This window comes from Actinoplanes sp. NPDC051388, assembly GCF_055586225.1.
The window spans coordinates 163471-175014 of the sequence record NZ_JBVJIP010000007.1 but is presented as its reverse complement, the minus strand read 5'-3'; the positions used below and the strand labels follow the sequence as shown (position 1 = coordinate 175014).

Sequence of the window (11544 nt, the reverse complement as noted above, 5' to 3'; positions counted from 1 at the left end):
GGTCAGAGCAGGAGGGACTCGCGCATCGCCCGGCCCGGGTCGTAGCTGCCGACCACCTGACCGCCGCTGGGGTCGCGCACCTCGACGATGTACCTGCGGCGCATCATCTCGCGCACCGGTTGCGGCAGCGGCGGCGGATCGGACATCGCCGCGCACAGCTCACGGGTCGCCACGATCACGCCGTCGGCCAGGGCGGCGGCGTCCGCGTCGACCAGCACCCGGCCGTACTCCCAGCCGGACACGGTCAGGTCGAGCACCTCGAAGAGCCGGGCCAGCAGCGGCTCCGGGTCGAGCACCCGTTCCGCCCGGCGGGCCTGCCGGCCGAGCGCGGTCACCGCGCCGGCCACCTGGATGTACGGCTGCAGGCCACCGGGCAGCGCGAAGAGGTTCCACCGCAGCCGCCGCGCCGACGCCTGGAACAGGTACCGGTAGTTCGCCCGGTCCACCGGGAGCCCGAGACCGGCCGCCTGGGCGCTCAGGTCGGCGTGCGCCGCGTCGGTGAACTCACGCAGCACCGCGCCCGCCACCGCCAGCCCGTCATCGCCGTCGAGCAGCCGGGCGACCGCCTCGGCCTGCTCCCGGAACGACACCGGCTGTTGCACGCCGAACCCCTGCCGGACCTGCCGCAACAGCGCCTGCTGCTGCTCCGGGTCGGCCGCCACCCGCTTGCGGCCCAGGAGCCCCAACCACCGCATGTCGCCCCGTTTCAGCCCGCTGCCGGAAGAACGCGGCAATGTTAACGGATGACCGGGGCGGCGGCCCCTCAGTGGTCGCTGACGTTCACCGTGACGCGGTGTTCGCTGGATCGCCAGTTCGGCACCGTGGCCCACTCCGGGCCGTCGCCGCGGCGGCCGGCCACGATCGAGACGGTGCCGAGGTGGGCCGGGGCGGCCGGGATGAAGACGTCCATGCCGGTGATGAAGGTCTGCGCGAAGAACTCCGGCAGCGGCGCGGTCAGGTCGGTGACGCGGTCGCTGCCGTCGTCGAACGCGAAGATGCCGATCACCCGCTTGGTGCGGGGCGCGTTCGCCTCGTTCAGGATGTCCCGGCCGTTGATCCAGAGGTGGTCGCTGCCCGCCCACCACTCCTTCTGCCGGTTGATGATCAGGGCGGTGTGCCGGTCGCTGGTGTCGACCAGCGCGCCGAGGCCCTCGCCGGGGCGGCCGGCCAGCAGCCGGACGAAGGTGTCGGAGCGGCGGAACGGCTGGAAGTAGAAGTGGTGGGTGGACACGCCGGGGCGCAGCAGCGCGAACTCGTACCGGGAGAAGGGCCGGACCGGCAACGGCCCGAAGGATCCGTCCTCGCCCAGCGTCACCGTGTGTTGCGGCCGGGCCGACAGCCGCCGCCCGCCGACCGGGTCGACCGGGAAGATCTCGAGCGTCGCGCCCTCGACGCCGGTGTTGCTCGGGAAGATCACCGCGCGGCCGGAGACCTTCGCGGACGGCTCGGGGACGATCCGGGTGGTGCGGGGCGCGTGCCCGCGGAAGAAGCGGAAGACCTCGGTGAAGGATTCCGCCGACGACACGGTCTGGGTGTGCGACTGGTCGGGCAGGTGCACGTTGGTGGCGCCGATGATCTGCCGGGCCGGGTCGCCCTCGCCCCAGATCGCGAGCGTCGGCACGCCGCCCGGGGGAGCGGTGGCCGGGCGGCCGTCCAGGTTGACGTAGTGCGCGACCCGGGTCGCGCGCTCGGCCGAACTGTTCAGGTAGCCCTGCATCACGAAGGTGCCGAGGGAGTGCCCGAGCAGGTCGATCCGGTCGGCGCCGGTGGTGGCGAGCAGCCGGTCGATCCGGGCGTCCAGACCCGCGTAGACCTGCGGCAGGATGGTGGCGATGCTGGGTGAGTCGTACTCGTGCGCCTCGATGATCCCGGCCGGGTAGCCGTTGCTCGCCAGGCGCTGTGCCTGGGTCTCGAACTGCGCGGCCGACCCGGCGCTGCCGTGCACGAAGACGACCGGCCGGATCGGGGCCTCCGCCGCCGGAGCCGGCGCGAGCCCGCCGGCCAGTGCCAGCAGCACGCTGAGCATCGCGTTCATCCGAGACCCCTTTGATCGACGGTGATCATTGCTGCACTAAGAGTGCAACTATAACGCCATTCAGGAATCCGGTGGGTGTGCCGAATGGGCAGTCGTGCACTCTGTGGGTCGGATCAGAGCGACGGTGCTGCCCCGCGTCCGGTTGTCGGACGATGCGTTCCGTTCGCGGCATCGTGCCCTGCGTGTCGTGTTGTTCGCGCAGTGCCCGATTCTCGGGCTGGTCGCCTGGTGGCACCACGCCTCCGAACCGGCGGCCATGGCCGGCATGACGCACGGCGGCGCGGACCTGGTGGTCGCCGCCACCGCGGGCGGCCTGGTCATCTGCACCGGGCTCAGCCTGGTGTTCCGGGCCCGCCGCGCGGCCGCCGTGGTGGTCTCGCTGGGGCTGCTGTTCTCCGCGGCGCTGCTCACCTCGGTCGGCGGCGGCCGCACCGACCTGCATTTCGCGTTCTTCCTGATGGTCGGCTTGATCAGCCTCTATCAGGACTGGCTGCCGCTGGCCCTGTCGGTCTTCCTGGTGGTCGCCCATCACCTGCTGATGGGCCTGCTCGACCCGGGCCTGCTCTATTCCGACGCGCACGCCGGCGACCACTGGATCCAGCTGGCCGTCCTGCACGCGGCGTTCGTGCTCGGCGGGTGCGCGGTGCAGATCGTCTACTGGCGGTTCGGCGAGCGCGCCCAGGCCGAGACCGACCGGGTGCGGGCCGAGGCGGAGCGCACGCTCCGGAGCAGCGCCGAACGGTACGAGTCGCTGGTGCAGGACTCCTCGGACGTGATCACGGTGGTCGACCCGTCCGGCCGGATCGCCTCGGTCAGCGCGGCCGTCGAGCGGATCATGGGCTACCGCGGCGACGACCTGGTCGGCCTCGCCTACCAGACGCTGATTCATCCCGACGATCAGGCGCGGCTGACCGGCGCGGTCGCCGATCGCGGCGCGGGCTTTCGCGCCGAGGTGCGCACCCGGCACGCGGACGGCGCCTGGCACTGGCACGAGGTGGCGGTGCGCGACCTGAGCGGGCAGCCGGCGGTCGGCGGGCTGGTGATCAACCACCGGGACATCACCGAGCGGCGCGCCTTCCTGGACCGGCTCGAATACGAGGCCACCCACGACACGCTCACCGGGCTGGTCAACCGGGGTGAGCTGATCCGGGCGCTGGAGCGCCAGCTGACCGGGAACGCCGGCCAGGGCGTCGCCGTGCTCTATCTCGACCTCGACGGATTCAAGCAGGTCAACGACACCTTCGGGCACGAGGCCGGGGACGCCCTGCTGATCGCGGTGGCCCGGGTGCTGCACCGCTGCGTGCTCGGCTGGGACACGGTCGGCCGGCTCGGCGGCGACGAGTTCGCGGTGGTGCTGTCGCGGATCACCCTGCCCGAGGACGCGATCGCGGTGGCCACCCGCATCCTCGCCGAGCTCGCCGAGCCGGTGGAGGCGGGCGCCACCACGGTGACGCCGCGGGCCAGCATCGGCATCGCGCTGGCGGACGGGCCGGTCGACACCGACGTGCTGCTGCACCGGGCCGATATCGCGATGTATCACGCGAAGCGCGACCAGGGGTCCCACTGGCGACTGCACGAGGAGAGCTCCGCCGCCCGTTGACGCCGCGCCGGGCCGCGCCGGAAAGTTTGCCTCGCGTGTCATCATCCCAGGCCGGTGGGGCGTTTCGCTGCCGTGACGTTCGAAGAGTTCGTGTCCGCGCGCCTGGCCGCGCTGATCCGCTATGCCACCGTGGTCACCTGGGATCCGCACCTGGCCGAGGACGTGCTGCAGAACGTGCTGGTCCGGGCGCAGGCGCGCTGGCCGCGGATCAGCCGGCTGGACGCGCCCGAGCTCTATGTGAAGCGCATGGTGGTCAACGAGTTCCTGTCCTGGCGGCGCCGCCGCGCGTCCCGGTCGATCCCGCTGGCCGGGGAGTCGCTGGCCGGCCTGATGCCCCCGGCGCCCGACCGGATGGCGCAGCGCGACGACCGGGACGCGATACTGCGGCTGATCGCCACACTGCCACCCCGGCAGCGAGCGGTGATCGCCCTGCGCTTCTACGAGGATCTGACGACCGAACAGATCGCCGACCTCCTCGGCTGCCGGACGGTCACGGTCCGCACCCACCTCTCGCGCGCGCTGGCCACCCTGCATCAGGCGTTGCCCGCCACGCTGACGACAACCGGAGAGCAGAGCCGATGAACCTCGAAGATCTGGTACGCGAAACCCAGGAGTTGCAGGCCGACCGGGCGGTGCCGGCCGAGCGGATCCGGGCCGCGCTGCCCTTCCGCAAGGCCCGCGCGGTCCGGCGTCGCCGGGGTGGCCTCGTGGCCGCCGCGGTGGCCGTGGCGGCGGCGATCACGCTTCCGACGCTGACCATGGGCGGGACTACCGCGCAGGCGCCGACCGATCAGCCCAGCCCGCCGCTGCCGTCGGCGATGGTCGACCCGCCGCCCGGCACCGACCCGATCCTGGTTCCGTTCATGCGGCTCGGCCACCGGCCGACCTGGGCGCCGGCCGGATTCACCGAGAAGATCAGGACCATCTCCAAGGTCGAGCCGGGTAGCGATTCCGGACCGCCCATGCAACGGGTCTGGAAGCGGCAGGTCGGCGCCGGTGACCCGTTCGGCGGCGCGGAGCTGACCCTCTATGTCAACGTCGTCCCTCCGCTGGACACCACCGGCTCGAAGGTCGACATCGGCGGCGCCCGGGGCTACTACTCGCCCGCCCAGGGCGATCAGAAGTCGTCGGTCCGGTGGATCGCCGCCGACGGCACCCTGCTGATGCTGACCGCCAACCACCTCGCCATCTCCCAGCGGGACCTGCTGCGGATGGCCCGGTCGGTGCGCGCCGACTCGACCACCATGATCACGCCGGTTTCCGTGGGCGGGCTGCCCGAGGGCTGGTCGACCACCGCGGCCACGGTCAGCGGACCGTCGGCGGCCTCCTGGCGCGCCGAGATCGCGGCCGGCAAGCCCGCGCCCGAGGGCGCCACCGGCAAGGCCCTCAAGGAGCCCGGCCCGGACTCGGCCGGCAGCCTGTCCGTCGTGGTGGGCGACACCACCGACGCCCCCGACGGCGGCGAGAAGCTCACCGTCGGCGGACGCCCGGCCCGCCACCCCGTGCGCTCCGACCCGCGCGGCCGGTCCCTCACCTACCTCGTGGTCGATCTCGGCGGGGGCCGGCTGATGACGCTGATCGGCTCGGGCGGCGGGATCACCCTGGAGGACCTGGGCCGGGTGGCCGAGGCGGTGTGGATCGCTCCGGAGGAGCAACCCTGGCTGGGCTGATCAGCCGAGCAGGGCCGGCGGCTGCCACTTCTCGCCGCGCACGTGGTGGGCCAGGAACGCGAGGACCGTCTCGTACCAGACCTTGCTGTTGCCCGGCTTGAGGATCCAGTGGCCCTCGTCCGGGAAATAGAGGAGGCGGTGCGGGCTCGGTCCGTCCGCCGCCGCCCGGCTCTGCAGGTCCCACCACAGGCGCAGCGCCTCGCCGATCGGCACCCGGTAGTCCTTGTCGCCGTGGATCACCAGCATCGGCGTGGTGATCGCGTCGGCGAACCGGTGCGGGGAGTTGGCCCCGGTCATCTCCGAGGTCATCTCCCGCGCCCAGTAGTCCGCGGTGTCGGTGGTGGCGGCGAACTGGTCCAGCGCCCACAGCGCGGCGTGCGTGACGATCGCCGAGAAGCGGTCGGTGTGCCCGGCGATCCAGTTCGCCATGTAACCGCCGAACGAGCCGCCCAGCGCGGCGGTGCGGCCGGCGTCCAGGTCGGGCCGCACCTCGGCGGCGTCGGTGATGGTCATCAGGTCGGTGAACGGCGCCCGGCCCCAGTCGCCCCAGCCGCGGCGGATGAAGTCGCGGCCGTAGCCGGTGGACAGGGCCGGGTCGGGCAGCAGCACGGCATAGCCGGCGGCCACCGCGATCCACGGGTTCCACCGCCACGACCACGAGTTCCACGAGTGCTGCGGGCCGCCGTGCACCCAGAGCAGCAGCGGCGCGGGCGACTCCGGGCCGGCCGCGTGCGGCAGCGCCAGCCAGGCGCGCAGCGGCACCCCGTCGGCCGCGGTCGTGGTGACCTCGTCGAGCCGGCCCGGCAGGTCCAGGTCGGGGCCCGGTCCGGGCAGCGGCCGCACCGACGGCTCGCCGGTCAGCGCCACCCGCACCGGCGCCGGCGCGGCGTCCACTGCGGACCGCAGCGCATAGGCCCACTGCCCGTCCGGCGACACCCACGGCTCGGTGTAGGCGCCGTGGTCCGGGGTCAGCCGGGTCACCGCGCCGGTGCCGGCGTCCACCCGCCACAGCGGGGAGCGGCCCTGATCGTCCGCGACGGCGATCAGCGCGGCGCCGTCCGGCGTCCAGCGCGGCGCTTCCGGGCGGCGGTCCCACCCCTCGGTCAGCGCGCGCACCGGCCCACCGGCCAGCGGCACGACCGCCAGCCAGCCGTCGCTGGGCCCGGCCGGGGTGGCCCGGGTCCGCGCCACGAACGCGACCCGGCTGCCGTCCGGGGAGATCCGCGGCGTGTCGTAGTCGAACCCGGCGTCGTCGGCCAGCGTCCGCCGCTCGCCGGTGGCCACGTCGATCGCGGCCAGCGTGAACCGCCGCTGCCCGGCCGCGTAGACCGTCCACATCGTCACCACCGTGCGGCCGTCGGGGGAGATGTCCCAGTCGGAGAAGTCGGCCAGCGCGCCGTCCGCGTGCCCGGTCAGATCCCGCGGCTGCAGGATCTCGTCGTCGTCCGTCAGCTCGGCGGCCAGCAGCCGGGTGCGGTCCGGGCCCAGGTCGTGGTGCCAGTGCCGGGCCGGATAGTCGCCGTGCAGGACCGCCGAGGTGCCGGCCTCCTTGCGCTGCTCGCGGATCTCCCTGTCCTCGTCGGCGCCGGTGGCCGACGGCATCATCGCCGAGCCCAGCAGCACCGCCCCGGAAGCGCTGGTCAGCAGGCCGCGCACGCCACCCGGCGGGCGGGCCACCACACGGGCGTCGCCGCCGCCGGCCGGCAGCAGCCAGAGCGCGGCGGCCTCGTCGTCCGCGTCGTCCGGGGCGCCGTCGTCCGGGCGCGCCGAGGCGAACAGCAGGTCACCCGAAGGCGTGAATGCGGCCCCCGACTCGCCCTTGGCGCTGCGGGTCAGGCGCCGCGCCGGACGCTCACCCGACGGGTCGACCTCCCACAGCGACGTCACGTACCTGGTGTTCTTGCGGTCCGGGGTGGCCACGCCCACGACGAGCCGCCGCCCGTCCGGTGCGAGCACCAGACCGCCGAGCCGGGGCAGGGCCGCGTACGCGTCGAGATCGCTGAAAGGATCGGCATCGGTGAGCATCGAGTCTTCATACCACCGGGGGGTGGACGGGGTATGTTCGTTTGCCTCTACGGGCAGACGGAGGTGGATCATGCGGAGGGTGACCCGCCGATTCGCCCTGTGGCAGGCAGACCTCGACGCCGGTGTCTGCGCCGCCCCGGAGGAGTGCGTCGACGACCTGCGCGAGCGGGAGAGCGTCGCGGTCGTGCTCGAGCACCACTTCCACGGCCGCACGCCGATGACCCGGGTCTTCGAGACCGCGCTGCGCCACGACGTGGAGTGGCAGTTCGGGGACATCGCCTGGCCGGACGACCTGCGCCCGGGCGCGTTCGTCACGGTCACCTGGCAGGCCGCCGCCAAAGACGAGATCGTGGTGCGCACCGACCCGCTGGACGAGCCGACCCAGGTGGACGGCGTCGACTACTTCCACGAGTACGACCCGCGGGTGGTCACCCGGGAGTTCGACGCCGGGAAGTCCAACCGTGGCCGGGTGCTGCGCGCGGTGCGCCGGCAGGGCCGCGTCTTCGAGGACGGCAGCGCGGTGCTCGCCGAGTCGGGCCTCGCCGCGCACGTCGGGCTGGGCCGCGGGGCGAAGGCGGCGTTCCTGCTGAGCAACGCCCTCGACCAGCTGATCCGCGAGGGTTACCTGACCCGGGTGCCGGGCAGCGTCGACCCGGCCGGCTACCCCTACTACCCGGCGGTCGAGGGGCAGAAGCCCGCGGACATGCTGTTCTACGCCCCGATGGTCGAGCCGGCCGAATACCCCGACGACGACGCCGAGGGCTCCGAGCGCCGCGAGCACTGGGTGAACGGCTTCGTCCGCCGGTTGCCGCCGGGCGCGCATCCGTCGGAGAAGCAGGTGGCGCTGCATCCGGGCCCGCTCGAGCCCGGCTACACCTTCGTCAAGAAACACCATCGCAGCGGTTGATCTGCCGGTGGATGTCGATCGGGTGGGTCGTCGGTCGTCATCACGGTGACACGGACCAACCACGAAGGGATGTCGAGATGCGCTACACGCTGCTGCTGCACTACGCCGAGCCGGAATCGCCCGAGTCGCTCGGCGCCGAGGTGATCGAGGAGGCGCAGCGGGCCTTCGCGAGCTACGCGGCCACCCTGCACCAGGCCGGCGCGCTGCTCACCGCCGAGGTGCTGCAGCCGTCCGCGAACAGCACCACGCTCACCACCGCGGACGGCGGGGTGCGAATCCAGGACGGGCCGTTCGCCGACACCAAGGAGCAGCTCGGCGGCAGCTTCGTGATCGACGTGCCGGATCTCGACGCGGCGATCGGCTGGGCCCGGCAGGCGCCATCGCTGGCCTGGGGAGCGGTCGAGATCCGGCCGGGCGCGACGCACACCGTGGACGGCGTGTGGATGCCGAACACCTGACCGGCGCGCGGGCGGCGGCCGAGCACGTCGCCCGCGTCGCGTACGGCCGCCTGACCGCCCTGCTCGCCGCGCCGACCGGTGACCTGGCGCTGGCCGAGGACGCGCTCGCCGACGCCTTCGAGCGGGCGCTGCGCACCTGGCCGCAGGACGGTGTGCCGGGCAACCCGGAGGGATGGCTGATGACGGTGGCCCGTAATCGCCTGCGGGACGTGTGGAAGTCGGCCGCGTACCGCACCGCCGCGCCGCTGTCGGCGGCCTCCGACCGGCCCGCGCCGATCGAGGACCTGGACCTCGACGCCATTCCGGACGAGCGTCTGCGGTTGCTGTTCGTCTGCGCGCACCCGGCCATCGACCCGGCCATCCGCACGCCGCTGATGCTGCAGACCGTGCTCGGCCTGGAGGCGGCTCGGATCGCCACCGCGCTGGCGACGCCGCCGGCCGCCGTGGCACAGCGGCTGGTCCGGGCCAAGCGGAAGATCAGGGACGCCCGGATCCCGTTCGTCGTCCCCGACCGGCAGGCCATGCCGTCCCGTCTCCCGGCCGTCCTCGAGGCGGTGTACGGCTGTTACGCGATCACCTGGGACGCCGAGGCGCACTATCTCGCGGTGACGCTGGCCGGGCTGCTCGGCGACGAGCCGGAGGCGTGGGGCCTGGCCGCCCTGATCACGCTGTCCCTGGCCCGGGCCGGCGGCCGCGGCGGCGTCTTCGTGCCGCTGGACGAGCAGGATCCGGCCGGCTGGGACGCCCGGCTGATCGCCGAGGGCGAGTCCCAGCTGCGCCGGGCGACGCGGCCCGGACCGCCCGGCCGGTTCCAGCTCGAGGCGGCGATCCAGGCGGTGCACTGCGACCGGGCCGGCACCGGTGTGACCGACTGGGCGGCGCTGCGCACGCTCTACACCGCCCTGGTCACGGTGCACCCCAGCCTGGGCGGCCGGGTCGCGCTGGCCGCCGTGATCGGGCGCCTCGACGGTCCCGCGGCCGGCCTCGACGCGATGCCGCCGCCGGCCGACACGTTCCAGCCGTACCACGCGGTCCGGGCCGACCTGCTGGCCCGCGCCGGCCGCCGGGACGATGCGGCCGCCGCCTTCGCGCGGGCCGCCGAGCTCAGCACCGATCCGGCTACCCGGGCCTACCTGCTGTCCCGATGAAGGCGGCGACCTCCGCGCAGAAGGCGGCCGGCTCCTCGAAGAACGGGAAGTGCGCGCCGCCCTCGGTCTTGGTGAAGGTGCGCAGCCGGGCGCCCGGGATGTGCGCCGCGGTCCAGGCCTGCGACTCCGGCGCGACGTGGCTGACCTCGCCGGCCAGCACCATGGCCGGCACGTCGATCCGGGGCAGCACGTCCCGCCAGTCCTGCATGACGTGGTCGAGCAGCAGCCGGGCGCCCCACCCGGCCGGCATCTTCAGGTTCTCCACGCCCAGGAAGGCCAGGTCGTCGGCCGGGATGTCCGGGGTCAGCATCGACTTCAGGAACGCGGCCCGGGTGTCCCGGTCGTCCACCGCGATCGCCCGGACGAAGCCCTCGGCGGCCGGGAAGTCCAGGATCGCGCCGGCCTCGCCGCCCTCGGTCGCGTCCATCCAGGGCAGCACCACGCAGGCGCTGGGCTGGTCCACGACGATCAGCGAGCGCAGCCGCGCGGTGCCGTGCATGTCGATGAAGCTCCACAGCACGGACGCGCCCATCGAGTGCCCGAGCAGGTGCGCGTCCGCCACATTCAGGTGGTCGAGCAGTTCCCGCAGGTCGGCGGCGAGCCGGGCGATCCGGGCGCCGTGTTCCGGCTTGGCGGACTCGCCGTGGCCGCGCTGGTCAAAGGTGATCACCCGGACGTCCCGGGACAGCGTCGGCAGCGCCCGGTCGAACATCACCCGGGACTGCGACCAGCCGTGCAGCAACACCAGCGTCTCGGCGGCGTCGGCCGGTCCGTCGACGCGGTAGTCGAGGTCGCACCCGTCGGAGGTGGTGAAGATGGTCATGGCAGGCTCCTCGTTCTGTTGAATGCGACTAGCAGCGGGCGGTGAGGCCGCCGTCGACCGGGAGGCAGACGCCGTTGACGTAGGCGGCCCGGTCCGAGGCGAGGAAGACGGCGACGTTCGCGACGTCGTGCGGGGTGCCCATCCGGCCGGTCGGGCTGCGGGCGTGCCGGGCCGCCACGGCCGCCGCGCCGGTGGCGAGGCCGTGCCCGGCCAGCGGCGTGTCGATCAGGCCGGGCAGGATCGCGTTGGCCCGGATGCCCCGGGCGGCATAGGTCAGCGCGATCGAGACGGTGAGCTGGTCGACGCCCGCCTTGGCCGCGCTGTAAGCGGGGTAGACGTAACCGGTGTCCCGGATCCCGGCCACCGAGGAGACGTTCACGATCACCCCGCGGCCGGCCGCCAGCATCAGCGGCAGGACGTGGTGGCAGGTGAGAAAGGCGCTGGTCAGGTTCACCGCCAGCGCGGCGTTCCAGTCGTCCAGGCCGACCTCCGGCACCGGGCCGGGCCGCGGGTCGCCGACGTTGTTGTGCAGCACGTGCGGCGGGCCAAGCTCGCGGGCGGCGGCGGCCACCGCGGCGGCCACCTCGGCCTCGCGCGTCACGTCGGCGACCACAGCCAGCGCCGCGCCGCCGGCGTCGGTGATCTCCTTGACCACCCGGTCCGCCTCGTCGGCGCTGCGGTCCACCGCGGCCACCACGGCGCCGGCCCGGGCATAGGCGAGCGCGGCCGCCTCGCCGTTGCTGATCGCGGCCCCGCTCGAGCCCGCGCCGAAGACGATGACGACCCGGCCGTCGAGATCTCCGCTCACGCCCCTTAACATGCCGGAAACCTTCGGGCCGCGGCACCGACTGGAGACGAGACGCCCGAGCGGATCTTGC

At 73.6% G+C, this 11544-nt stretch carries 11 protein-coding genes; 6 read left to right on the top strand and 5 right to left on the bottom strand.

Annotated elements, in window-relative coordinates; all coding sequences use genetic code 11:
• Positions 1–2 precede the first annotated feature (2 nt).
• On the bottom strand, positions 3–695 hold the full coding sequence (locus ACZ6TI_RS19455; RefSeq protein WP_465346479.1) for a hypothetical protein: 693 nt from the start codon (positions 693–695) through the stop codon (positions 3–5).
• A gap of 68 nt (positions 696–763) precedes the next feature.
• Entirely contained in the window at positions 764–2035 is a 1272-nt protein-coding gene (locus ACZ6TI_RS19450) for an alpha/beta hydrolase (protein WP_465346478.1), read from the bottom strand.
• Between the two features lie 187 nt (positions 2036–2222).
• Here ACZ6TI_RS19450 and ACZ6TI_RS19445 point away from each other — a divergent pair, with 187 nt between their 5' ends.
• From ACZ6TI_RS19445 to ACZ6TI_RS19435, 3 genes are all read left to right on the top strand, one after another.
• Positions 2223–3635: a diguanylate cyclase domain-containing protein gene (locus ACZ6TI_RS19445; RefSeq protein ID WP_465346477.1), complete on the top strand. Its 1413-nt coding sequence runs from the start codon at positions 2223–2225 to the stop codon at positions 3633–3635.
• 72 nt (positions 3636–3707) lie between these two features.
• Positions 3708–4217, top strand: a complete 510-nt coding sequence (locus tag ACZ6TI_RS19440; RefSeq protein ID WP_465346476.1) for a SigE family RNA polymerase sigma factor — start codon at positions 3708–3710, stop codon at positions 4215–4217.
• On the top strand, positions 4214–5305 hold the full coding sequence (locus ACZ6TI_RS19435) for a hypothetical protein (protein ID WP_465346475.1): 1092 nt from the start codon (positions 4214–4216) through the stop codon (positions 5303–5305). The genes ACZ6TI_RS19440 and ACZ6TI_RS19435 overlap by 4 nt, the downstream gene beginning before the upstream one ends.
• Here the strand turns inward: ACZ6TI_RS19435 and ACZ6TI_RS19430 are convergent, their stop codons facing one another.
• Complete coding sequence (locus ACZ6TI_RS19430; protein ID WP_465346474.1) at positions 5306–7330, bottom strand: alpha/beta fold hydrolase; 2025 nt, start codon at positions 7328–7330, stop codon at positions 5306–5308.
• Positions 7331–7400: 70 nt separating this feature from the next.
• Between ACZ6TI_RS19430 and ACZ6TI_RS19425 the strand changes: the two genes are divergently transcribed.
• From ACZ6TI_RS19425 to ACZ6TI_RS19415, 3 genes are all read left to right on the top strand, one after another.
• Positions 7401–8237, top strand: a complete 837-nt coding sequence (locus ACZ6TI_RS19425; RefSeq protein ID WP_465346473.1) for a hypothetical protein — start codon at positions 7401–7403, stop codon at positions 8235–8237.
• Between the two features lie 77 nt (positions 8238–8314).
• Positions 8315–8695 carry a YciI family protein gene (locus tag ACZ6TI_RS19420; RefSeq protein WP_465346472.1) on the top strand — a complete coding sequence of 127 codons (381 nt, stop codon included), beginning with the start codon at positions 8315–8317 and terminating at the stop codon, positions 8693–8695.
• Positions 8677–9843, top strand: a complete 1167-nt coding sequence (locus ACZ6TI_RS19415) for an RNA polymerase sigma factor (protein ID WP_465346471.1) — start codon at positions 8677–8679, stop codon at positions 9841–9843. The genes ACZ6TI_RS19420 and ACZ6TI_RS19415 overlap by 19 nt, the downstream gene beginning before the upstream one ends.
• Here ACZ6TI_RS19415 and ACZ6TI_RS19410 read toward each other — a convergent pair.
• Together ACZ6TI_RS19410 and ACZ6TI_RS19405 are read right to left on the bottom strand one after the other, a co-directional pair.
• A complete protein-coding gene (locus tag ACZ6TI_RS19410) occupies positions 9815–10666 on the bottom strand; it encodes an alpha/beta fold hydrolase (RefSeq protein ID WP_465346470.1) in 852 nt (283 codons plus the stop codon). The two genes, ACZ6TI_RS19415 and ACZ6TI_RS19410, sit on opposite strands and share 29 nt — an antisense overlap.
• A gap of 28 nt (positions 10667–10694) precedes the next feature.
• Positions 10695–11474, bottom strand: a complete 780-nt coding sequence (locus ACZ6TI_RS19405; protein WP_465346469.1) for an SDR family NAD(P)-dependent oxidoreductase — start codon at positions 11472–11474, stop codon at positions 10695–10697.
• Between the last annotated feature and the right edge of the window lie 70 nt (positions 11475–11544).